The sequence below is a fragment of the Psychromonas sp. SP041 genome, assembly GCF_000470315.2.
Lineage (GTDB): Bacteria > Pseudomonadota > Gammaproteobacteria > Enterobacterales > Psychromonadaceae > Psychromonas.
The window spans coordinates 71,321-95,004 of the sequence record NZ_CBRF02000006.1; the positions used below are offsets into that span (position 1 = coordinate 71,321).

Genomic DNA, 23,684 nt, shown 5'->3' on the forward strand with positions numbered 1-23,684 from the left:
ATAGAAATATGGAAAAGCAACAAAATCATACTTTCAGTGCTGATACAGGCAAACTGCTTAAATTAATGATCCACTCTTTATATTCAAATAAAGAAATTTTCCTACGTGAACTCGTTTCTAACGCTGCAGATGCTGCTGACAAACTACGTTTTAAAGCGCTGTCTGACGGAAGTTTATTCGAAAATGATGCAGACTTACGTGTACGTATTAGCTTTGATGAAGAAGCAAAAACAATCACTATTAGCGATAATGGTATTGGTATGACGCGTGATGAAGTCATTGAACATTTAGGTACCATTGCTAAATCTGGTACAAGTGACTTCTTTGAACAATTATCTGGTGACCAAGTTAAAGATTCACAGTTAATCGGTCAATTCGGTGTCGGTTTCTACTCTGCATTTATCGTTGCTGATAAAGTCACTGTTAATACGCGTAAAGCGGGTGAAGATGCGTCTACTGGTACTTCTTGGGAATCTGCTGGTGAAGCTGACTATACGGTAGCTGATATTGAAAAAGCGGATCGTGGTACAGAAATCATCTTACATTTACGTGATGATGAAGCTGAGTTCTTAAACGATTACAAACTACGTAATGTTGTCTCTAAATACTCTGACCACATTAGTATCCCTGTACAAATGTTTAAAGATGCAGTGCCTGAGTCTGACGGTCCTGATGGCGAAAAAGTACCTGCTGTTGAAGCGACATGGGAAACGGTTAATAAAGCGACTGCTTTATGGAACTGCGCTAAAAGCGAAGTGAATGACGACCAATACAAAGAGTTCTACAAGCACATCGCTAATGACTTTGAAGATCCACTAACATGGTCTCATAACAAAGTTGAAGGTGAGCAAGAATACACAAGCTTACTTTACATCCCTAAACGTGCGCCATACGATTTATGGAACCGTGAAAAAGCACATGGCCTAAAACTATACGTTCAACGTGTATTTATTATGGACGATGCTGAACAGTTCATGCCAACGTACTTACGTTTCGTGAAAGGTGTGTTGGATTCAAATGATTTACCACTTAACGTTTCGCGTGAAATTTTACAAGATACGCGTGTAACGACTAAGTTACGTAGTGCTTGTACTAAACGTGCACTTTCTATGCTAACTAAGTTTGCTAAGAAAAATGAAACTGAATACAACGCGTTCTGGAAAGAGTTTGGCCAAGTATTAAAAGAAGGCCCAGCTGAAGATGCAAGCAACAAAGAACAAATTGCTAAGCTATTCCGTTTTGCATCAACTGAAGCGGACGTTGCAGATCAAACTGTTTCTTTAGATGCGTACATTTCTCGCATGAATGAAGAACAAGATAAAATTTACTACATTACTGCTGATAGCTTTAATGCGGCTAAAAACAGCCCGCACTTAGAGATCTTACGTAAGAAAGGTATCGAAGTGTTATTACTATCAGACCGTGTTGATGAGTGGTTATTAAGCCATTTACCAGAGTACGATGGTAAAGCGTTTATCAGCGTAACACAGGGTGATTTAGACCTAGGTAAACTAGATTCTGAAGAAGAGAAAAAAGAGCAAGAGAAACAAGAAACTGAATTTGCTAGCTTCATTGAGCGTGTTAAAGCAGTACTAGGTGATAAAGTTAAAGATGTTCGTTTAACACAACGTCTAACGTCTACACCAACTTGTATTGTTGCGGATAACGATGATATGAGCACGCAAATGGCTAAGTTGATGGCACAAATGGGACAACCTGTTCCAGATAGTAAGCCAATTTTTGAACTTAACCCTGAACATTCGATGATTACTAAATTAGCTGATATGGCTGACGAAGAGTTATTTGCAGAGTGGACTGAGCTGTTATTACAGCAAGCAGTACTTTCTGAAAAAGGTAGTTTAGATGACCCATCAGAATTTGTTGCTCGAATTAATAAGTTACTATTAGCTTAATTAATCGCTTAATATTTTAATAAATGTGTTGAAGGCTTGCTTATGCAAGCCTTTTTTGTTGATATTCTTGAGAAATTTCTCACAACGGTGTAAATTTCGGTCTGGAATTTATTAATTATATAGGAAGCTATAATGCGCATTATTTTATTAGGTGCTCCAGGTGCTGGTAAAGGAACACAAGCCCAGTTCATGATGGACAAATATGGTATCCCACAAATCTCTACGGGTGACATGTTACGTGCAGCTGCAAAAGCAGGTACTGAACTTGGTTTAAAAGCAAAAGAATTAATGGATGCAGGCCAATTGGTATCTGATGAGTTAATTATTGGATTAGTGAAAGAGCGTATTGCAGAAGAAGATTGTGCAAAAGGTTTTTTACTCGATGGTTTCCCACGTACAATCCCACAAGCTGATGCTATGAAAGAAGCGGGTGTTATTGTTGATTTCGTACTTGAATTTGATGTGCCAGACGAAGAAATCGTTAAACGTATGGCTGGTCGTCGTGTTCATTCTGGTTCAGGCCGTACTTACCACATCGTTTACAACCCACCAAAAGTGGAAGGTAAAGATGATGTAACAGGTGATGAACTTTCTATTCGTCCTGATGATGAAGAGTCTACAGTACGTAAACGTTTAGATATTTACCATTCACAAACTGCACCGCTTATTGCTTATTACAAGAATGAAGCTGCACAAGGTAACGGTGCTCACCATAAGTTTGATGGTACTAAAGCGGTTGATGTGATCAGTGCTGAACTTGCTGAGATCTTAGGTTAATTCTTTAACCTATTAAAACAATTGTGAGGGGCGTAAGCCCCTTTTTTGTTGGTTATTACGGCTATTATTTTATATTTGTTCAATTTATTAAGATTGATAAACGCAATAAAGAAATATTAATAAATGGTATTTCTTGATTACGTTTCTATACTGAATCTCACACTAAAACATTAGCAAAGCTATTAATTTAATAGAGGAGCTAATCGTTTAGCTCTAGAGAATAAAAACCTATTTATAAACAGTGATGGTCAATGCATCATTGTTTTTTGCGTAAATGACAATGATGCACAAATCGCATTATTTACAAACTTGGTAGAATAATTAGATGACAAGCGTAATCAAAAATTACTTTAGACATGTTAGCTTATTGGCTGTGGTTTTATTATTAGCTGCGTGTAGTTCTGCGCCAAAACAAGCTGAAATCAAAACGGTCACTAATGCAGGTAATAAAATACTGACCAAAAGTGAATCTAAAGAAGCCAAAGGTCATCATTCTGATAGCGCAAAAAGTTCAGATCAAGAGATGAGCCCTGAAGATTTGTTGTATGTGTTATTACGCAGTGAATATACTCATTGGGTCGGCAGTCCTTACAAATACGGTGGAAACACATTAAGCGGGATTGATTGCTCTAGCTTAGTCCAACAAGTGTTTGAAAATAGTTTTAATATTGATTTACCTCGTACCACTGAATATCAGGTTAAAAAAGGTATCTCTATTAAAAAGAGTGAGTTGGAAGTGGGTGACTTGGTGTTCTTTAAAACAGGTCGCAGAACGCGTCATGTTGGTATCTATATGGGGGATGATGAGTTTTTCCACGTATCAACAAGCCAAGGTACGAAAATTTCCTCACTATCTAATGTGTATTGGAAAAAGCATTACTGGCAGTCTCGTCGAATCATCGATTAACTAAATCGCTAAATCGCTAAATCGCTAAATAACTAAATAACGCTTAATTTCCTTCATTTAAACCTTAAAGGCGAGTGTATTGATGACGTTGGCTTGTAATGAAATCTAATTATTCTCTTGATGACTTACGTAGCTTTTGCACTATTGTGAAGCTTGGTAGTTTTAAAAAAGCCTCTGATAATTTAGATATCCCCTTATCGACCTTAAGCCGCCGCATACGTCAATTAGAAGACGATTTACAATTACGTTTATTAAATCGAGATGCACATCGAGTCACGTTAACGCAGATCGGCAGCCAATATTACGATCGTTATAATACTTTGTTTGATGAGCTAAATGGCATCGAGCTAGACCTTAATGAAGAGAAAACTGAACCGAAAGGTAAAATCAGGATCACCGTGCCCATTTATCTAGGTAAACATTTTTTACGTGCCATTTTTTGTGACTTTTTATTAACGTACCCTGACATACAATTAGATTTACGCTTTTCAAACAGTTTGATTGATATTGAAAAAGAAGGGATAGACATTGCCTTTAGAATGAGGAACCCAACGATTGATGATTGGGTTGTTCGACAGCTTAAATTTACGCGTAATGTATTATGTAGCCATCCAAGTCAATCCTTCGACCATATTACTCATCCTGAACAATTAGAAGCTTTTCCTAAAGTAACCAGTTTTCGGTTAGTACCGTGGCAGTTGAAAAATCAACGTACTGGTGAGAAGTATAATTATCATCCTACTAACTTGGTTCGACTTGAAGTGGATGAAATTCAGATGATGACCTATGCCGTGAAAACAGGGCTAGGAATTAGTTATATCCCTGACTATATTGCCTTGCCGATGATTGAACGGGGAGAAGTGAAACAAATTCTTCCTGATTGGCAAAGTGAAGGGCAGGCATTTTCGATGCTGTACCGCGATAGAAAAAATATCCCATTACGCGTTAGGCTGTTTATTGAATATGTATTAAAGCACCTTGCTTAAGATGCTTTATTTAATGGTTTTTCTTTAATAGCTTTTCTTTAATGGTTATTGGCTTAAACGTAAAATAAGAATACCCACCAATGCTGCCGTTAACCCTAAGATCTCTTGACGACTAAAGGACTCTTTTAGGAAAATGCGCGAGTAGAGTAAAATAATTAAGATATTCATCGCTGAGATGGCAGACACTAATCCTGTAGTGCCAATGGCAAACGCCGATAATATCGCCATCATCCCCGCTACGTTAGTTAAACCAACAACTAACCCACAGCAAAACGTTTTTGTGTCTGACCATGTTTTTACTTCAGAATGATGCAAACTTAGTTCATTCATTTTTTTGGTCATTTTTTTACGTGTTTTTAACCAACTTGCTGCAAATAGCAGACTACCAAACCCGAACATTAAGGTTAAGGTGCCAAACATATCCGCATCTAAGCGAGTTGATTGCTTTCCTAAGATATCATTGAATGCAAAGCACAGCGCAGCTAGTAAGCCCCATTGTGCGCCTTGTAAGTTACTAAAAGAGATATCGTTTGAATAACGGATAGTATAAAGGCCCGCAAAAATAACAATGAAGCCTATTAATTGTTGAGTGGTTAGTGTTTCTTGCCAAAATAGAAAAGCCAATAACACCACAAACAGTGGCGGCAGCCCTGATAAAATGCTGATTAAAGAGGCTTTACCGACAGAGAAACCTTTGTGTAAGGCCGCATTGGCAACAAAAGACCCTAAGCCAAGCGTTAAGCCGACCAGTATATCCTGCCAGCCATACCATTGTTGGTCGAGTAACATCATGGCGAATCCACTGATGATAAATCCCACAAAAAATACACCGAATAACATTAAGTTACGGTTAATATTTTTTTGAGAGGTCCATTGATACATTATGCCCCTTGCACCAAAAAAGACGGCGGCTAATAATGCATAGACGATCCACATGACTGACTCCTTGAATATGATTTTTACTTACTGGTTAACTTGTTGTTTCTATAAGTTGCTTTGACGTTGTTTGTCGCTTATACATTGAGTGATGAAAAGCTAGCTAATTTGTACTTTATACCAAAAGAATTAATAAGGTGATCATTCTTGCTGGTTAAAGTCACCCCTAACTGCGTTGTGAGTTTTGAAGTGAGAACAACTATCTCCTACAACTCACGCCTTATTAGTGTTAATTTTTCCTGCGTAATCTCTGATCACTTATTTAATTCCATTGGTATTAGCATTCACTTGTTGTACTCAGAGGCGTTTTGTTTTCTCTAAAGTCCGCATCAAAATATAGCCAGTAGTATATTGCTTTTTAAAATATTATAAATGAGCATTAGTAATATGGTAGATACCATTAGTGGGATTTAGGTTTTATCTGCTGGGTGTTTACTTGGGGCTATAAGTCTTTATTTTTTAATCGCTAAAGGAGTGGATGCTTTTTAATATTATTTGAATGGCGTATTTTGAATAGTTTATTTTGAACCGCTTATTTTGAATAGCAAGAAGGGCGTTACTAAATAGAAAGACAGACGTTACTCGTTCAGGTTATGAAAGAGAAAGGTTTTGATAAGCAAAGCGGCTTTAATAAAACGATGTTAATAAAGCCGTTTCAGTATTGATTAATCAGGTCTTTTAAAGCTAAAAGGGTCGGTAATTGACGCGTATTCACCACCGCCTAATCGGGCTAATGGTTTTAACTTATCCGCAGCAATATTGATACGATCTGGGTTTTCAGTGTTTAATATATTATCGTTAATGTACAACTGTTTCACTTCAACAAAAATTAAACTTTGTGGTAAATCGCCAATCTCTTTCACTTCATATAATTCACAACCATAGGCAACATCACATTGGCTTAAACGTGGTAATGAAAAACCATCAAAGGCTGTGGTTGTTAATCCCGCTTCAGTTAACTCTGATTCTCCGTAGGCTAGTGTTGCGGCGGTTTTAGTGACTAATTCACCTTGATTGTCTGATGCGATATGAATCACCATCTTTTTATTTTTTAAGATATTAATCAGCGTATCTTTATCACCACCATCTGGTTTTTTAGTTAGCGATATCATTAAAATAGCGGGATCACTTGAGATGGCTGTGAAGTATGAGAAGGGCGCTAAGTTGTAATTACTTTCTTGATGATTGTCGTTGTCTGATTCGGTTAATACCCAAGCAATGGGACGTGGAACAATGGTTTGAGTCATCAAGTGGTAGCGTTCTGATGAACTGTAATCTGAAAAGTTAAGTTGCATATTTTATTCCATAGCCTTAATGATTATTGACGATAACTATCATGGATCGTTCTATAAGTAGTGATAGCAATACTGATTTCAACCAAGTTAAGATCAGATCGTGACGTTATTAACTGAGGCTTCATCGTGACATATTTTATTGGTTTTCTAAACAATTGAAATAGAAACGACTAGTGATAGGCAAATAGGTAACCGTAAACATAAACATGTTTATGGTAAATAGAGAATGATAAACAGAAATTGGCATGTAGATAAAGAAGATAGATGTTGATGAAAAAGACGAATGTTAAAAGGAATTAAAGAAGTGAACCTGTTAATGAATAGATATCACCGAACCTGATGAGACTCGGTGATATTTTAATTAATTGCTATTTACAGCTGTATGTTAAAGCTGTTCTGAACAATGCTATTCAGCGTACCAGTAACCTAGGTTAACTAGTTGAGTAAATAAGTTAAGTGCTTCAGGTTCATCTTTGAATAATTCAAGTAACTCACTGGCTGCTTCATCTTGATCACACAGATATTGTGCAAGTTGAGTAAAGCCTGAAAAGTCGTAAACTTCGCCATTAATAAAGACTTGTTTAGGAGATTGTGCAAAATATACGGCACGTAATCCACCTAAGCGTGTGAATTGTGCACCATCTTCTAGGAACTCAATCACATCTTCACTTTCAAGTGGATGCTCTGGCATTGCAATATCTAAGTCATGCTTAGCTTCACTGATCATTCGTCCAAACCATGGAATTAAATGTTCTGGTGTTTTACAGTTTTCTAACATTACTTGATGTAATTTAGCGAGCTCTGCTTCTTCAATACAACCTGGCTTTTCACGTACTTGCATTGGGATATCGGTGTAACGTAATGCATTTTCATTGTTATCAATATTGTAATCAGTGAAGCTGCTTAATAGGTCATTTTGATCCGGTGCACGGAAACCAACACTGTAGTTAAGTGATGGCTCAATAGCGTAACCTTCATGTGGGCAACCACTTGGGATATAAAGAATATCGCCTGGCTCCATTTCAACATCAATTGCAGCTTCAAAAGGAGCACAATGTTTTAACGCACCATGTGCAGCGAATTCTGGTAATGCTTGTCGAGCACCAACACGCCAATGACGTTTGCCTTCACCTTGAATAATAAATACATCGTAGTTATCAATATGCGGGCCTACGCCACCTTTAGGTGTTGAATAGCTGATCATCAGATCATCAATACGCCAGTTTGGTAAAAATCGAAATGGACGGACTAACTGTTGTGCATCTGGATGCCAATGGTCAACAGCTTGTACTAATAAAGTGGCGCCATCTTCTTCTAAACGTTCGAAGGTTTTAAACGGACCACATTCTGCATGCCACTCTTCTTTTTCTAAATATACTAAGCGACTTTCCAAGTCTTCTTCCATTGCTAAACCCGCTAATTCATCTACAGCAATTGGATCTTGGAAGTCTACAAAACCTTGTTTGATAAAGGTTGGTTTCTTTTGCCAGTAGGTATCTAAAAACTGGTTAATTTCAAAATTAAGTTCAAACATGGGGGAAAGCCTTTGAGTATAAAAATTATTTGGAGTGTAACAGGTCATTTATAAGCACGATAGTGATACAGCATGCAGCTTTGTATTATCTTTAAAGTGAATAATATTAAAAGCGTTGCTTTGTTTTTATTTGGTGAGTAATCTGATCTGCCGAGCTAAATAAATTAGTTTACTTATATTACTTTTTAAACAAATAGTTAAGTAAACAGCTAAAGCAAATACAGACAAGGAGCAATAATGGAAAGGTCGATCAAGTTTGATAAAGTCACCGGTTTATTAGCCGGATTGACGATGGTGATGATTTGGTCTGGCTGGATTATTATTTCCAAATGGGGGCTTTCACGTGCATTAACTGTTTGGGATGTCACCGGTATTCGATTTGTAACGGCTGGGTCGATAGTGTTGATTTATGCCTTACTCAGTAAAACCTCTATTAAAGCGTTGTTTACGCCACGAATCATTCTTTGTAGTTTATGTTGTGGTTTGTTTTATGTCTGTGCGAGTTTGATTGGTTTGTTAATGTCTGATGCGGCCAATACTGGCGTTATTATTAATGGTTCGTTACCTATCATGTGTGCCGCCATAGTATTTGTATGGAAAAAAGTGCGTTTAAACAACGCCCAATATGTCGGTGTTTTTCTTATTTTAGTGGCTAATGTTTTATTGTTTACCAGCACCGGTGGAGCAACATTAAGTGCATTATTCTGGTTATTGATGGCGGCCTTTGCCATTGCATTTTATTCGGTATCAATGAAAGTCTGGGGGCTAAACTTAAAGACAGTCATGATTGCTGTACCGCTTATTAACGCTGTATTCTTCACGCCAATTTGGGTTTTCTTACCGAGCCATATTAGTATTGCACCTATCGATGAAATCTTATTACAAGGCGTTTATCAGGGCATTATTGTTAGTATTATTGCGTTATTCTGCATGACTTATTCTATTAACAAGTTAGGCGCTGTTACCGCTTCAACTATTATGGCATTAGTGCCGATTGTCTCGGTGTTGTTGGCAATGGTGTTTTTAGATCAATTAATGACACTACAAATGTTAATTTCGATTATTGTCTGTTCGGTCGGTATTGCCTGTTATAGCGGCTTACAACCTTTCCTACTTTATCTTAAAAGAAAGGGCAGAAGTGAAGTATTGAGGAAATGAGCAATAACAATACGGGACATCGTTAGCAATAAAAAAGAGAACAAACAAAAAAGGCAATCCGAAGATTGCCTTTTATAAATGATTAGGTCCTAACTTTCATTAAGCACTATCATCTCGCTTTACGCGATTATGCCATTTTGTCTACTAACTCAATCGCTTGACCAATGTAAGAAGCTGGTGTCATTGCTTTAAGTTCATTTTTCACGGCTTGAGGTAACTCTAGAGTATCGATGAACTCAGACATACCTGGGCCATCTACACGTTTACCACGAGTCAATTCTTTCAGTTTTTCGTATGGTTTTTCGATAGCGTAACGACGCATTACCGTTTGGATTGGCTCTGCTAGTACTTCCCAGTTTGAATCCAAATCTTTTAACATGTTTGCTTCGTTTGCTTCAAGCTTGCTAATACCTTTTAAGCTTGCTTCGTAAGCGATAACAGAATAACCGATAGCAACGCCTAAGTTACGTAATACCGTTGAGTCTGTTAAGTCACGCTGCCAGCGAGAAACAGGTAGTTTCGCTGCTAGGTGATCAAAGATAGCATTTGCTAGCCCTAAGTTACCTTCAGAGTTTTCAAAATCAATTGGGTTTACTTTATGTGGCATGGTTGAAGAACCAATTTCACCCGCAATTGTTTTTTGTTTGAAGTGACCAAGGCAAATGTAACCCCATACGTCACGGTCAAAGTCTAAAAGAATGGTATTGAAACGTGCAATCGCATCAAATAGCTCTGCAATGTAATCATGCGGTTCAATTTGTGTTGTGAACGGGTTAAATGTTACACCCAGGCTAGTCACAAATTCTTCAGCAAAACCCTGCCAGTTAATTTCTGGGTAAGCGCTAAGGTGAGCATTGTAGTTACCTACAGCGCCATTTGTTTTACCTAGCTGCTCAGTTGCTTCGATTTGCTTAACTTGACGTTGTAGACGTGCTACCACGTTAGCAAATTCTTTACCTAGTGTAGTCGGTGATGCTGGCTGACCATGTGTACGAGACATCATCGGGATTGTTTTGTATTCAATCGCTTTTGCTTTAATTGCATCAACAATACGGTTGCAGTAAGGCAAGATAACGTCTGTTTTAGCAGTACCTAACATTAATGCGTGAGATAGATTGTTAATGTCTTCAGAAGTACATGCAAAGTGAATGAATTCAGATACTGCGTGTAGTTCAGCTACGTCTGCTACTTTCTCTTTCAAGAAGTATTCAACCGCTTTTACATCGTGGTTAGTTGTTGCTTCGATGTCTTTTACACGTTGCGCATCTGCTTCATTAAAGTTTGTAACGATTGCATCAAGGTGAGCATTTGCTTCAGCAGAGAAAGCAGGAACTTCTGCGATACCATCTGTTTGTGCTAGTTTTTGTAACCAACGCACTTCAACTTGTACGCGGAATTTGATTAAACCAAATTCACTAAAGATGTCGCGTAAAATTGCAGTTTTGCTACCGTAACGGCCGTCAACTGGTGATACAGCTGTTAGTCCTGAAAGTTCCATTTGTTGCTCCTGAGATGTAGGTTGTTTAAATAGGTTCTTCTGCTTCCCTGTAGGAAACGGTCATTCAAATATTTTCTTCGTAAACTCTTAACTGTGTTTGTAGTAAGTTATGTACGCAGTAAATTTTGTTTTGTTTGATGCACGATGGCTTTACGTGAAAGTAATAATTGACGACGTTTGCCGCCAACTTGACGCCATAATACGGCCGCACGAACACCGGCTAATAATAATGCGCGAATTTTATGCTGTGTATGGTCTTGTTGCAAGTATGAAGGGTTGCCATTAACTTGGATTTTAGGGCCTAGGTTACTGATAAGATCTTTATAGATAGAGTCTAAGTTGCTTAATACACTACTATCATCAATTTCAAAGTGCGCTAATTGACGATTAACTTGGTTAATACGTTCGCCTAATAGATTTAATGAACCTGGGTTCGCTGATAGCTTACGCTCTAATGCGATTAAACCCGCCACATATTTAGTCACTTGCATGTTACGGCTACCATCAACATTATCTAGTTGTGCAACAACCGTTTTATAACCTAATTTTAATGATTCATGACCACCAAATATTTCCAATGGTGCCGCACTATCTGTACGAACAATAGAACGTAAAGAGGCATTAAAAGCAACTGCATCAGGACAAATACCTTTGTTAGCTATTTTATCAACCAGATAGGCGGCTTGGCACATTGCAGCAAAAGCAATGCTACGAGATTCTAACGTTTGGAATGACATAATGGATACACTTCTAATTTGAATTAATGTTGCTCAGTTTGCTTAAATAGAAATAGGTTATTTAAAATTTAACTTAAAACCTATTGCTAAGCACCGTTGCTTCTTTATGCTGTTTTAGTGATTGCTATTTTTAGTCCAATATTACTTTTGTAAATGTTGGTCAATGATCGCGCCGCCTAAACAAACATCATCAATATAAAATACTGCTGATTGGCCTGGTGTTACCGCTGCTTGAGGCTGCTCAAAGATAACCTCTAATGTGTCGTCATCAATTGGATTAACGGTACATGGAATATCAGTTTGGCGGTAACGTGTTTTAACCGTACATTTAAAGCTTTCTTTTTTAGGTGTTCTATCAACCCAATCACATTTTTTAGCAATTAAACCGTATGAAAATAGAGCTGGATGATCCGCACCTTGAGCAACTAATAAACGATTGTTGTCCATATCTTTACCGACAACGTACCATGGGTTTTCATTTGAGTTTTGTAAACCACCGATACCTAAGCCTTTACGTTGGCCTAGTGTGTGGTACATCAAACCTTGATGTTGACCAATCACTTCATTTTCAGGCGTAACAATATCACCTGGTTGCGCAGGTAGATATGTTTGTAAAAAATCAGTGAATTTACGTTCACCAATAAAACAAATACCGGTACTGTCTTTTTTATTGTGCGTCACTAAGTCTTGCTCTTCAGCAATACGTCGTACTTCTGGCTTTTCTAATTCGCCAACTGGGAACAAGGTTTTCGCTATTTGTTCACCACCGACTGCATATAAAAAATAACTTTGATCTTTATTGTTATCAAGGCCACGCAATAATTGTGCTTTGCCATCAACATCACGGCGACGACAGTAGTGTCCCGTTGCAATAAAATCAGCACCTAAGTCTTCAGCAGCAAACTCAAGAAAGGCTTTAAATTTAATTTCTTTGTTACACATAATGTCTGGATTAGGTGTGCGGCCAGCTTTGTATTCTTCTAGGAAATGCTCAAATACATTATCCCAATACTCTGCTGCAAAGTTGATCGTATGTAACTTTATACCTAATTTATCGCAGACGGCTTGTGCATCTTGAAGATCCTGAGCGGCTGAACAATACTCATCAGTATCATCTTCTTCCCAGTTTTTCATGAATAAGCCTTCTACTTGATAGCCTTGCTGCTGTAATAAATAAGCAGATACTGACGAATCAACACCACCGGAAATACCGACGATCACTTTAGTTTGGCTGTTGTCTTTCATAAATTATTCTCCAACAAATTGAGCGCCAGATTTTAGCAGAATTTAGCGTCAATTAAACTAATAATGTAGAGAAGGAGGAAGGAATATATTTGTTAAGCTTAATTTATTTTTTAGTTTGAATTTTATTGCATTTTAATTAATTAAGCAGATTGTATGATCTACTTAAAAATAACCATAAAGTATTATTATATGATTATGAGGCTGGGGTCATGGTTTTGATACTTATGGAGAATAACCTTGTTAATTTATAACCTTAAATGGGTAGACTGAAATAAGAAAAAAGCACTGACATTGCTTTTAAGTTATTTAAAAGTTATGAAAGGAATTATTTATGAGCAAGCTTGGATTTAAGAATATTTTAATTGTAGTAATAACAGGGTTACTTATTTTGGCGTTAGGGATCACTTGTTATATTTCAATTAATAAATTAGAAGCAACGACTAAAACAACACTTATCAATAATATTATTAGCTCTTCTCAATATGAAGCGAATAATATTAAAAGCTATATCGCTTCTTATTCTTCTCCTGTTACTCATTTAGCTGAATTGTACAAAACAAACAATTATCAAACCGATCATGAAAAATACATGATGCTGACTAAAACCGTGTCTGGTATCAGTAAAATAACATTAGGTTTGGATGATGGGCGTTCTTATACGTCAAGAGAATCTGAGTCATTTCCTGGCGGTATTGGTATTCCGTCTAAATATGATCCACGTACTCGTTCTTGGTATCAATTAGGTAAAAAAAGTACTGATTTAAAATTAAGTGACGTATTTGCTACTAAGGAAGGTGTATTGCTTTTACTGGCCGTTCACTCAATTAAGGGCGGAGTATTAGCATCCGATGTTCGGTTAACCTATCTACAAACACTCGTTGAAGGTGTGCACATTGCTGACGATGATATTGCGATTCTTGTAGATCACAAAGGAATGGTACTCGCTTCAACCAATGAGATCGCAAAACCACAAGAGCAAGTACAAGATATTGAAGAGCTAAGCGATTTTTCTGCAAAGATGTTCACAAAAGAACGCATTATTGAAGATATTAAACTTGACGGTAAACCCAGTGTCATGGTGTCGACTAGCGTTAAGCTCGAAGGCAGTGAACCTTGGTACTTAATGGTTGCAGTAAAAGATGAAGTGGCTTTTTTAGCCGTCTCTGATGCGACATGGGAATTATTCTTTTGGGTTTTAATTATCGCTGCATTATTTATCGTTATATTAATTCTAGTACTTAACCGCATTTATCAACCGGTGATTGCATTAAAAACATTAATTGGTAATTTATCTGATGGTAGTGGTGATTTAACGCAGAGGTTAGCAGTTAATTCTAAAGACGATCTCGGCCAAATTGCAATGAATGTGAATGCCTTTATTGAAACATTACAGTTGATGATGCTAGACGTGAAACGTGTCAGTGGTCGGTTATCAGAGGGAGTTGAAGTCTTAAAAAATCATTCTGATAAAAGTGCGGATATATTGTCTCAGCATCAGCAAGAAACAGAGCAAGTGGTGACTGCCGTTGAGGAACTAAGCGTTACTGCTGAAATGGTGGCAAATAATGCACAAGAAACAGCACAATTTACACAAGAAGCAAATAATTCAGGTGAAACGTCCAAAGGAATTATTGCTAATGCGCAGGTAAGTTTACAACGTCTGTCTAAAGAAGTTGAAAATGCAACGGTTAACGTAGCGAATATGAGCCAAGAAACGCAAGATATTAGTTCAATTTTAAGTGTGATTGGTGCGATTGCCGATCAAACAAATCTATTGGCTTTAAATGCTGCGATTGAAGCTGCTCGAGCAGGTGAGCAAGGGCGCGGTTTTGCTGTGGTTGCCGATGAAGTTCGCGCGCTCGCTGCACGTACACAAACCAGTACGGGTGAAGTTGAAAGTGCATTGGTAAAACTGCAACATGAGTCGACTTCAGTTGTTAGTTCAATTGGCAGTACTCGTGAAACCAGTCAACAAACAGTGGCTGAGGCGGCGAGTGTCGCAGATAGCTTAGAGGTAATGAGCGGGTTTGTTTCAAAAATTAATGACTTGAGCAATCAAATCGCTTCATCTGCTCATGAGCAAAATAGTGTGATTAGGGAAGTGAGTCAAAATATGTCACGTATTCATAATATTGTTCAAGAATTGACAACAACAGGGGCTAACGTAAATGAAGAAACCCATCATATCCATGAAGTTAATAACCAACTACACAGTATTGTTGATCGCTTTAAATTAGAAAAATAAAGTGAATATATACCCGTTACTGTCCAATATGCATTGTTCAGTCGTTAGCTTGGACTGCAAATCTTGGTGCAATATGATGGCAATGGCGAGTCCTTATCGAAGGTTGCAATGCAGAGTTGGTTTTCAAGCTAACGACCCAGAGGGAAAACGGTGAAGTAAACACCTTCGTTGTTAGAAAGTGTCGATTTAACTCGTTAGATCTTTCCCTTTCTGGCTATATTGGCTCGCTTCACGGCTTGCTGAATGTTGCATCTTGAATGCTAACAGGCATATCAGCTTGGATAATGAGATTTGCGTTACCATTATTCAAGCTGAGGTTCTTAATAAAGCTCTTTATAGAATTTGTTTCACTACCAATCTGCTTTAGTCATTTATTTTTTAATTTTTTTCTTTCTTTAGCTACTTATATTGCAGCTTACTTCTTACTTATAGCCATTTGTTGTTATTCAACTAATTCTGGACCCACTCGTAAGCTTGCTTCTTCTGCATCAAAAAACTCTTTTTCAGCGAGTAAGTGAGTTAATTGCTGTAATGTTATTTCTTGTGTATTAAGCAAGTTAAGTAAGCGTTGTTGGCAATGTTTAATGATTGATTCTTGGGCTAACGGTTGGTATTCACGACAAAAGTATAATGGCGGTAAACCAAATGCGAAGGCGGTTAATTGTGCGAGGTGCATTGCTGGTAGTGGTTGAATGATTTTTTCTAGTTGTATTGAAATCTCGTTAACATCATCTGACATTTAATATTTGCTCATTTAAGGAAAACTACCACTGACTCTACCTTAAAAATGTCGGTAAGTCCTTGGTAGTCGGTAATAACGCGACCTGAGTTATTGAATATTCTGTATTATTTATAAAGTTAACATTCATATAAAAAGTGAATCGTCGCAGGTATAGCGAATAATTTATTGTGAACCTATTGTCTGTGGGGCGTTTAGTTTAAAGTTATATGGAAATGGTATAGGGGAAATATGAAGGTCGGCTAGGCAATCGTTGATTTGCTTTTTTGCTGGTGGACAACATCTATTATTTAGCTCTATTGATACTATTGATGATGGTGTTATTAGTTGAATACCGTAGGTTAAATACTATACCTATCTTTATGTCTATCATCTCAAGTTAACCTCCCTACGTTAATTGAAGGATATTTAGCTGTGACACTAAACATTAATAAAGGCTTAGCTAAGGCGGCGGATATCGTTTACTAAACTCACTGAATTTATGTTGTAAAAAATCAATCACCATACGTAACTGTTTTCTAGGGTAATCGGTTTGTAAATAAACGAGTTGCAAGGGAACATCTTCAGTCAGGTAATCTGTTAATAGTACTTTCAACCGTCCTTGTTCTACATCTTCCGCAATATCTATCCAACTTTTATAAGCAATACCTTGTCCTGCTATTGCCCATTGTCTTAATAAGGCACCATCGTTGGTGGTTTTGATTGGAGATATAGGAGTTTGTATACGCTGATTGTCTTTATTAAATGTCCATTGTTGAAGATTTTTGCTGCCTAGATTCCAGCTTAATAATTTATGTTGTTGTAATTCAGCTGGGCTATTTGGTTGGCCGAACTCTTTTATATAAGTCGGTGAAGCGACTACATAACGAGGTGATGAAGTTAAATATCTACGCTTAAGTACTGAGTCCGTTAAATGACCGTATCGAAGTGCAAGTTGGATTTTTTGATCCATTAAATCACTCATGTGGTCACTTAAATACAAGGTGAGGGTTAAAGAAGGGGCGGAGACTAAAAACTCATTTATCCAAGCACTCACAATGTTTCTGCCTAAATCTGAAGGCATGCTTAACCCTAAGTCACCACTTAATTGGTCGTTATTATTGTTTAATGTATTACTTGCTAGCTCTAGGATATTGATTGCTTCACGGCTACTTTCAATAAACAGTTGGCCTTCTTCTGTTAATCGCATGTTACGTGTTGAGCGAACAAATAATTGGCAGTTTAATCGTTGTTCAAGGCGCTTTAATGCTGCGCTGGCTGCGGCTGGTGTTAAATTAAGTTCACGGCTGGCTGCTGAAATATTTTGTAGGTCAGCAATTCTGATGGCTAATTTGAGATCGTTTAAGTGATACATATTCAAAAATAATTATCAAGTTATTCAAATTTAAGTGTGATTATCAAATAAAAGAGTCAAGTGTACAATATGTTTATTCATTATTAGCGGTATAGCGGTGAACAATCACTTTCCAAAATATCACTTTCTAAAATAGTGGAGATGATTATAACGACACTGTTAACGACAACTATACCTTCTAACGACATAATAACAACGATATCTTTTAATAACAATTATACGTTTAATGACAACTTATATTATCCACCCAATAAATGAGATTCGACAATATGGCAATACATGATCAAATTATTAATGATTTAGAAACGCGTTACACAGCGAAAAAATACGATGCAAGCAAAAAGGTAGCCCAGCAAGATCTTGATGTGTTGTATCAAGCATTACGCCTTTCTCCTTCATCAATAAACTCACAACCTTGGAAGTTTATTGTGATTGAAAGTGATGCTGCAAAACAAAGAATGGTCGGTTCTTTTGCTAATAAATTTCAATTTAACCAACATCATGTTTTAGCTTGTTCACATATTATTTTATTTGCACATAACCCAGCTTACACGCGTGCTGATTATGAGAAAGTGGTCGACCAAGGTATTGCTGATAAACGTACTAAATTGGAAGATAAAGCAAAAGCATTTGGTAGTTATGCTTTTGCTGATATTAATACTGACGAACAAGGCAATAATGAAAGTTGGACTAAATCCCAGGTTTATATTGCCTTAGGTAACGCAATGCACACTTTAGCTCGTCTGAAAGTCGATTCAACACCAATGGAAGGCGTTGATAGTGAGTTAATTGGTGACATTTTTTACGATGAACTAGGTGATTATCAATGTCATGTTGCATTAGCGATTGGTTACCATCATCCGTCAGAAGATTATAATTTTTCTCTGCCTAAAACGCGTTTAACAATGGATAAAGTACTCAAGGTTATTTAATCTCCATTTCGGGTAAGCAAATCGATACAGCAGCGTTAATGCTTTATTCATTTTATTAAGAATTAGGCGCTGCACATTCACTTTCTTTAGTCGATTTTTGTTAGTCCAATAATGAGTTAAAGATATTGGTTTATCTTTAACTCATTTGAGTTTTTTCGTTTAGTCAACGCTAGTTGTTAGTTGCTGGTAAAGTTATAACAATAAACAACTATGACGACATCTTATTAAAAATTATGTTTAGCGCTGTTTTGTTAACGCTAAAGGTAAGCGGTATAAATGGGGACTAAATACGATGATGCGATTAGAGTTTACTGGATATTAAATGGTCTAATACAGGAACGAGAACTAAAGGCTCTGCGGCACTGATAATAGCAGTGAGCATTTTAGATCTTGCCCCTTCATGTTTGTCTTCCAACCCTTGTGCTTTTAGATAATGTTCTTCACTTATCCATTGGCTATAGGAAACCCATTGATTATCTTTTGTTTTATGTAATCGAGATCCTAGTGCGCCATATTTTTCAATATTACGTTGTACTAATTCAGTCCAACCCTCTTTAAATACTTTTTCATGTACTGGGTTTATTTCCCAGCGAAATAATACGACGACCATAAAGCTCTCCTTATAATACTTTATCTTAACTATTCTCGATAAAGTTGATCCTATTTATTGAAGGATTTAATTATAGGCATCGATGGCTATTTGTTGTTGTGAACTAATATGAGTATTTACAAAAAACTAGCTGGTTTTTATCCATTTCAATAGAAAAACTCTATTAATTATCTGTTTTGTTTCAAGTTTATTATTATTTCTCCATATTTTCTTCACAATCTTTTGTTCTTTTTACTTTATGATAGGAAATGATAGCTGGATGCTGTTGATTTTTTATTGTTTGTCTTACCCACTTATTTAGAAGAAAAAATAATGAATAAATTAAATACTGTTTTTATGTTAACTAGTTTATTGCTGAGTTCGTTTAGCTATTCTGTTTTTGCTGCTCCTGCTGTTTCCGTCAAAAGTGAGATAGTTGATACACATGAAGTCACTCAGTCTTTGTCTTTGATTGGTAAGTTACAGGCGAAACAATACGTCAGTATTGCATCTGAAGTGGCAGCGAAAGTGACAAAAATTGCAGTGGAGGCCAATCAAAAAGTCAAAAAAGGCCAACTATTGATTAGTTTAGATAATGCCGGTGCTAATGCATTATTGGCAGAAGCTAAAGCTTATTTAGCGAATGAACAAAGAACATTAAAAGATTACCAACGTCTTATTAAAAAACAAGCGATTACACAGACCGAGTTAGATGCTCAATTATCATCGGTAGCAATTGGTAAGGCGCGTTTATTAGCGGCTCAAGTGTTTGTGGATAATCATCGCATTGTTGCACCTTTTGAAGGCACGATAGGGCTACTTGATTTTAGTGAAGGGAAGAATGTTTCAATTGGTGAAACCTTATTAACATTAGATAACCTATCACAAATGACTTTAGATCTTCCTGTGCCTGAACGTTACTTATCTCAAATTGAAGTTGGGATGGATGTTTCTGCAACCACCCGTGCTTGGGGTGATAAAACCTTTACAGGTAAAGTTATGGCGATCGATTCTCGTATTAATCCTGATACATTAAACCTTCGAGTACGTTTGTTGTTTGACAATACAAGTCAGCAATTAAAACCAGGTATGTTGTTGTCTGCACGTCTTGATTTTAAAGCGGTTAATGAACCTATTATTGCAGTGCAATCTATAGAGTATTCAGGTACTAAACGTTTTGTTTATGTAGTAACGGTCGATAATAAAGTAGAACGCAGAGAAGTTGAATTAGGTGCTCGAATTAAAGACCAAGCTATCATCGAATCAGGTTTAAAAGTTGGTGAGCGTATCGTCGTACAAGGGTTAGTTAATATGCGTGATGGATTAACGGTTAACGACCTAAGTACCACTAAAGAAACTGATGATACAACAGCAAAACTGAATAAACCTAAGAAAAAGGATAGCAAATAATGTGGTTATCCGATGTGTCTGTAAAACGGCCCGTAATGGCAATAGTATTAAGTCTATTGCTTTGTGTTTTTGGGATAGTTTCATTTGAAAAGCTCGCTGTACGAGAGATGCCCGATGTTGAAAGCCCTGTTGTCTCAATCACCACTCGTTATGAAGGGGCGAGTGCAACGATCATGGAAAGCCAAGTTACTTCTGTTATTGAAGACCAAGTAACCGGAATCAGTGGCATCGATGAAGTTGATTCTGTTACGCGTAATGGCATGTCTCGTATCACCGTTACCTTTGATATTGGCTGGGACTTAACAGAAGGTGTCAGTGACATACGTGATGCAGTGGCAAAAGCGGAAGGGGCGTTACCCGATGAGGCAGATGAACCTATTGTGTCTAAAGATGATGGTTCTGGTGAACCTTCCATGTATATCAATCTTAAATCTTCAACCATGGATAGGACGCAACTCACCGACTATGCAGAACGTGCTTTAACCGACAGATTTAGCTTAATAACGGGTGTTAGTTCAGTTAACGTTACTGGTGGTTTATACAAAGTAATGTACGTTAAGTTACAGCCCGATATGATGGCGGGACGTTCGGTGACGGTCAGTGACATTATTTCAGCATTAGAGTCTGAAAATGTTGAAAGTCCCGGTGGTGAAGTGCGAAATGATACCACTGTGATGTCAGTTCGAACGGCCCGTTTGTATGCAGAACCTCAAGACTTTGATTATTTAGTGGTCCGTACCGCTAATGACGGTACGCCAATCTATTTAAAAGATGTTGCCAAAGTTTATGTTGGTGCAGAAAATGAAAACTCTGCTTTTAAAAATAATGGTATTGTAAATCTAAGCTTAGGTATTATTACACAAACAGATGCTAACCCACTGGAGGTCGCCAAGTCAGTCCGTAAAGAAGTGGATAATATCCAACAGTTTTTACCTGATAATACTGATTTAGTTTTAAATTATGACTCTACGGTATTCATTGAGCGTTCTATTGATGAGGTTTATAGCACTTTAATGATAACGGGTGGTTTAGTTGTCTTGGTTTTGTATATTTTCATCGGCCAAGCTAGAGCGACTATTATTCCGGCTATTACTGTTCCTGTTTCATTAGTTTCTTCTTTTATTGCTGCTTATTATTTTGGTTTCTCAATTAATCTCATTACTTTAATGGCGCTTATTTTATCGATCGGTTTGGTGGTCGATGATGCGATTGTTGTTGTTGAGAATATTTTCCACCACTTGGAAAAAGGTGAAAAGCCATTAATGGCTGCCTATAAAGGAACTAGAGAAGTTGGCTTTGCCGTTATTGCCACAACCTTAGTATTAGTAATGGTCTTTTTACCTATCTCCTTTATGGACGGTATGGTGGGACTATTATTTACTGAGTTTTCTGTGTTATTGGCCATGTCTGTTATTTTCTCTTCATTTATCGCATTAACCTTAACGCCAGTACTTGCTAGTAAAATGCTGAAAGAGCATCAACAACAGAATCGTTTTAATCGCTGGGTTGATAAGCAGTTTAACCGTTTAGAGAATGTTTACCGCGGTGGTTTAAATTGTGCAATGAAATTGCGTTTAGCGGCGCCGTTAGTCATTCTTGCTTGTATTGCAGGTAGTTATTTCTTGATGCAACAAGTGCCTTCTCAACTTGCACCTAAAGAAGATAGAGGGGTGATTTTCGCTTTCGTAAAAGGCGCTGAAGGAACCAGTTTTAACCGTATGTCTGCGAATATGGATCTTGTGCAAGAGCGTTTAATGCCTTTATTAGGACAGGGCGTTATTAAATCATTTAGTACTCAAGCTCCTGCTTTTGGTGGTAATGCTGGTGACCAAACAGGTTTTGTTATCATGGTTTTGGAAGATTGGAATGATAGAACTGTTTCTGCTACTCAAGCGCTAGGACTGGTGAATAAAGCATTAAAAAACTTACCTGATATCCGTGTTCGCCCTTTATTACCTGGATTCCGAGGTGGATCGAGCGACCAAGTTGAGTTTGTATTAGGTGGTTCAGATTACAAAGAGTTAGAAAAGTATGCTGAATTGTTAAGACAAGAGGCTGAAGCTGATGGCATGGTTGTTGGTGGTGACCTTGATTACTCGGAAAAAACACCTGAGCTGGTGGTTACCTTAGACAAAGAACGTGCTGCTGAGTTAGGCATTAGTTTGGATGATATTTCTGAAACATTAGAAGTGATGTTAGGCGGAAGTAGTGAAACGACTTATGTTGAACGTGGCGAAGAATATGATGTTTATTTACGGGGTGATGAAAATAGCTTTAATAATGTGAGCGACCTAAGTCAGATTTATATGCGCACAAGAGGTGGTGATCTGATTACTTTAGATACATTGGCAGATATTGAAGAGGTCGCATCAGCAAATAGATTATCGCATTACAATAAACAAAAATCGATTACTTTGGGCGGCAGTGCTGCGGAAGGTAAATCATTAGGTGAGGTATTAGATTATTTAGATGCTAAAGCCATTGAATTATTTCCAAGTGATATTACAGTTTCTTATACTGGCGAATCAAAAGAGTATAAAGAAAATCGGAGCAGTGTATTCATTGTATTTGGTTTAGCTTTACTGGTGGCTTATTTAGTATTAGCCGCGCAATTTGAAAGTTTCATCAATCCATTAGTGGTTATGCTTACTGTTCCTATGGGGGTATTAGGCGGCTTTATTGGCATGGTTGTGATGCAACAAGGGCTTAATATTTATAGTCAAATTGGTATGATCATGCTAATTGGTATGGTGACTAAGAACGGTATTTTGATTGTTGAATTTGCTAACCAATTACGTGACAAGGGTCATGCGTTAGAAGTGGCAATTATTGATGCTTCTGCACGTCGTTTACGCCCAATATTAATGACAGCGTTTACTACTTTAGCTGGGTCTATCCCGTTAATTATGTCTAATGGTGCAGGTTCTGAAAGTCGTATTTCTGTTGGGACAGTGGTGTTCTTCGGAATGGCTTTTGCCACGGTGGTCACGTTATTTGTTATTCCTGCCATGTACCGATTGATATCAGGTGGAACCCATTCACCGGGTCATGTAGAAAAACTACTTAATGAAGAGTTGCGTTTAAGTGAAGAGAAAACGGTATCTTCTAGCGATTAAGCATCGTCATTAAAAATAAGGGATATAAGTATTTTAAAAGCGAGGTTATACCAATAACCTCGCTTTTTTATTGCCTACCGTTTTAATCGCATAGCCTGTAATGCTGTAAGCACTGAAGCAGTATAGTGATTGATCACTATGATAAAGGCTTATTGTAAACTTGCTGTTAATGTTTAATACCGTCTTCAAAACGCTGCTATCTATTCAAAATATTGACTATCTATTCAAAATATTGACTATCTATTCAAAATATTGACTATCTATTTAAAGTACCAACTGTCTTTAAGTATCTATTAGCCACTCTATTTAAAGT

Annotated in this window: 18 protein-coding genes; 9 read left to right on the forward strand and 9 right to left on the reverse strand. The window is 37.3% G+C overall.

Annotation, left to right across the window (positions count from 1 at the left end):
• Window positions 1-8 precede the first annotated feature (8 nt).
• From htpG to SP041_RS04960, 4 genes are all read left to right on the forward strand, one after another.
• Window positions 9-1,913 carry a molecular chaperone HtpG gene (htpG, locus tag SP041_RS04945; RefSeq protein ID WP_025565901.1) on the forward strand — a complete coding sequence of 635 codons (1,905 nt, stop codon included), beginning with the start codon at window positions 9-11 and terminating at the stop codon, window positions 1,911-1,913.
• A 132-nt stretch (window positions 1,914-2,045) separates the two neighbouring features.
• Complete coding sequence (gene adk, locus SP041_RS04950; RefSeq protein ID WP_025565902.1) at window positions 2,046-2,690, forward strand: adenylate kinase; 645 nt, start codon at window positions 2,046-2,048, stop codon at window positions 2,688-2,690.
• Window positions 2,691-3,015: 325 nt separating this feature from the next.
• Window positions 3,016-3,597 (forward strand): NlpC/P60 family protein, encoded by a 582-nt coding sequence (locus SP041_RS04955; RefSeq protein ID WP_025565903.1) that lies wholly within the window; start codon window positions 3,016-3,018, stop codon window positions 3,595-3,597.
• Window positions 3,598-3,695: 98 nt separating this feature from the next.
• Window positions 3,696-4,583: a LysR family transcriptional regulator gene (locus tag SP041_RS04960; RefSeq protein ID WP_025565904.1), complete on the forward strand. Its 888-nt coding sequence runs from the start codon at window positions 3,696-3,698 to the stop codon at window positions 4,581-4,583.
• A 45-nt stretch (window positions 4,584-4,628) separates the two neighbouring features.
• Here SP041_RS04960 and SP041_RS04965 read toward each other — a convergent pair whose 3' ends face one another.
• The 3 genes from SP041_RS04965 to SP041_RS04975 form a co-directional block, all read right to left on the reverse strand.
• A complete protein-coding gene (locus SP041_RS04965; RefSeq protein WP_025565905.1) occupies window positions 4,629-5,519 on the reverse strand; it encodes a DMT family transporter in 891 nt (296 codons plus the stop codon).
• A gap of 665 nt (window positions 5,520-6,184) precedes the next feature.
• Window positions 6,185-6,814: a flavin reductase family protein gene (locus SP041_RS04970; RefSeq protein ID WP_025564696.1), complete on the reverse strand. Its 630-nt coding sequence runs from the start codon at window positions 6,812-6,814 to the stop codon at window positions 6,185-6,187.
• Between the two features lie 406 nt (window positions 6,815-7,220).
• A complete protein-coding gene (locus tag SP041_RS04975; RefSeq protein WP_025564695.1) occupies window positions 7,221-8,348 on the reverse strand; it encodes a cupin domain-containing protein in 1,128 nt (375 codons plus the stop codon).
• A 237-nt stretch (window positions 8,349-8,585) separates the two neighbouring features.
• Here SP041_RS04975 and SP041_RS04980 point away from each other — a divergent pair, with 237 nt between their 5' ends.
• Window positions 8,586-9,506: a DMT family transporter gene (locus SP041_RS04980; RefSeq protein WP_025564694.1), complete on the forward strand. Its 921-nt coding sequence runs from the start codon at window positions 8,586-8,588 to the stop codon at window positions 9,504-9,506.
• Between the two features lie 127 nt (window positions 9,507-9,633).
• On the opposite strand, the gene purB is transcribed toward SP041_RS04980, so the two are convergent.
• The 3 genes from purB to mnmA all read right to left on the reverse strand — a co-directional run bounded on the left by purB (window position 9,634) and on the right by mnmA (window position 12,986).
• Window positions 9,634-11,004 (reverse strand): adenylosuccinate lyase, encoded by a 1,371-nt coding sequence (gene purB, locus SP041_RS04985; protein WP_025564693.1) that lies wholly within the window; start codon window positions 11,002-11,004, stop codon window positions 9,634-9,636.
• A gap of 107 nt (window positions 11,005-11,111) precedes the next feature.
• Entirely contained in the window at window positions 11,112-11,741 is a 630-nt protein-coding gene (gene hflD / locus SP041_RS04990; RefSeq protein WP_025564692.1) for a high frequency lysogenization protein HflD, read from the reverse strand.
• Window positions 11,742-11,882: 141 nt separating this feature from the next.
• Window positions 11,883-12,986, reverse strand: a complete 1,104-nt coding sequence (mnmA, locus tag SP041_RS04995) for a tRNA 2-thiouridine(34) synthase MnmA (protein ID WP_025564691.1) — start codon at window positions 12,984-12,986, stop codon at window positions 11,883-11,885.
• Window positions 12,987-13,317: 331 nt separating this feature from the next.
• On the opposite strand from mnmA, the gene SP041_RS05000 reads away from it, so the two are divergent.
• Window positions 13,318-15,231: a methyl-accepting chemotaxis protein gene (locus SP041_RS05000; protein WP_025564690.1), complete on the forward strand. Its 1,914-nt coding sequence runs from the start codon at window positions 13,318-13,320 to the stop codon at window positions 15,229-15,231.
• Between the two features lie 442 nt (window positions 15,232-15,673).
• On the opposite strand, the gene SP041_RS05005 is transcribed toward SP041_RS05000, so the two are convergent.
• Both SP041_RS05005 and SP041_RS05010 read right to left on the reverse strand, forming a co-directional pair.
• Window positions 15,674-15,970 carry a hypothetical protein gene (locus SP041_RS05005; protein ID WP_025564689.1) on the reverse strand — a complete coding sequence of 99 codons (297 nt, stop codon included), beginning with the start codon at window positions 15,968-15,970 and terminating at the stop codon, window positions 15,674-15,676.
• Between the two features lie 442 nt (window positions 15,971-16,412).
• Window positions 16,413-17,324 (reverse strand): LysR family transcriptional regulator, encoded by a 912-nt coding sequence (locus tag SP041_RS05010; RefSeq protein WP_025564688.1) that lies wholly within the window; start codon window positions 17,322-17,324, stop codon window positions 16,413-16,415.
• A gap of 275 nt (window positions 17,325-17,599) precedes the next feature.
• Here SP041_RS05010 and SP041_RS05015 point away from each other — a divergent pair, with 275 nt between their 5' ends.
• Window positions 17,600-18,256 (forward strand): NAD(P)H-dependent oxidoreductase, encoded by a 657-nt coding sequence (locus SP041_RS05015; RefSeq protein WP_025564687.1) that lies wholly within the window; start codon window positions 17,600-17,602, stop codon window positions 18,254-18,256.
• A gap of 301 nt (window positions 18,257-18,557) precedes the next feature.
• Here the strand turns inward: SP041_RS05015 and SP041_RS05020 are convergent, their stop codons facing one another.
• A complete protein-coding gene (locus SP041_RS05020; RefSeq protein ID WP_037049074.1) occupies window positions 18,558-18,866 on the reverse strand; it encodes an antibiotic biosynthesis monooxygenase in 309 nt (102 codons plus the stop codon).
• 312 nt (window positions 18,867-19,178) lie between these two features.
• On the opposite strand from SP041_RS05020, the gene SP041_RS05025 reads away from it, so the two are divergent.
• On the forward strand, window positions 19,179-20,255 hold the full coding sequence (locus SP041_RS05025; protein WP_025564686.1) for an efflux RND transporter periplasmic adaptor subunit: 1,077 nt from the start codon (window positions 19,179-19,181) through the stop codon (window positions 20,253-20,255).
• Window positions 20,255-23,371 (forward strand): multidrug efflux RND transporter permease subunit, encoded by a 3,117-nt coding sequence (locus SP041_RS05030; protein ID WP_025564685.1) that lies wholly within the window; start codon window positions 20,255-20,257, stop codon window positions 23,369-23,371. Before SP041_RS05025 ends, SP041_RS05030 begins: the two co-directional genes overlap by 1 nt.
• Window positions 23,372-23,684 lie beyond the last annotated feature (313 nt).

Bases quoted from the DNA above. Each gene is read 5' to 3' on its own strand.
- htpG (WP_025565901.1), top strand. From the start codon at position 9: ATGGAAAAGCAACAAAATCATACTTTCAGTGCTGATACAGGCAAACTG.
- adk (WP_025565902.1), top strand. From the start codon at position 2,046: ATGCGCATTATTTTATTAGGTGCTCCAGGTGCTGGTAAAGGAACACAA.
- SP041_RS04955 (WP_025565903.1), top strand. From the start codon at position 3,016: ATGACAAGCGTAATCAAAAATTACTTTAGACATGTTAGCTTATTGGCT.
- SP041_RS04960 (WP_025565904.1), top strand. From the start codon at position 3,696: ATGAAATCTAATTATTCTCTTGATGACTTACGTAGCTTTTGCACTATT.
- SP041_RS04965 (WP_025565905.1), bottom strand. From the start codon at position 5,519: ATGTGGATCGTCTATGCATTATTAGCCGCCGTCTTTTTTGGTGCAAGG.
- SP041_RS04970 (WP_025564696.1), bottom strand. From the start codon at position 6,814: ATGCAACTTAACTTTTCAGATTACAGTTCATCAGAACGCTACCACTTG.
- SP041_RS04975 (WP_025564695.1), bottom strand. From the start codon at position 8,348: ATGTTTGAACTTAATTTTGAAATTAACCAGTTTTTAGATACCTACTGG.
- SP041_RS04980 (WP_025564694.1), top strand. From the start codon at position 8,586: ATGGAAAGGTCGATCAAGTTTGATAAAGTCACCGGTTTATTAGCCGGA.
- purB (WP_025564693.1), bottom strand. From the start codon at position 11,004: ATGGAACTTTCAGGACTAACAGCTGTATCACCAGTTGACGGCCGTTAC.
- hflD (WP_025564692.1), bottom strand. From the start codon at position 11,741: ATGTCATTCCAAACGTTAGAATCTCGTAGCATTGCTTTTGCTGCAATG.
- mnmA (WP_025564691.1), bottom strand. From the start codon at position 12,986: ATGAAAGACAACAGCCAAACTAAAGTGATCGTCGGTATTTCCGGTGGT.
- SP041_RS05000 (WP_025564690.1), top strand. From the start codon at position 13,318: ATGAGCAAGCTTGGATTTAAGAATATTTTAATTGTAGTAATAACAGGG.
- SP041_RS05005 (WP_025564689.1), bottom strand. From the start codon at position 15,970: ATGTCAGATGATGTTAACGAGATTTCAATACAACTAGAAAAAATCATT.
- SP041_RS05010 (WP_025564688.1), bottom strand. From the start codon at position 17,324: ATGTATCACTTAAACGATCTCAAATTAGCCATCAGAATTGCTGACCTA.
- SP041_RS05020 (WP_037049074.1), bottom strand. From the start codon at position 18,866: ATGGTCGTCGTATTATTTCGCTGGGAAATAAACCCAGTACATGAAAAA.
- SP041_RS05025 (WP_025564686.1), top strand. From the start codon at position 19,179: ATGAATAAATTAAATACTGTTTTTATGTTAACTAGTTTATTGCTGAGT.
- SP041_RS05030 (WP_025564685.1), top strand. From the start codon at position 20,255: ATGTGGTTATCCGATGTGTCTGTAAAACGGCCCGTAATGGCAATAGTA.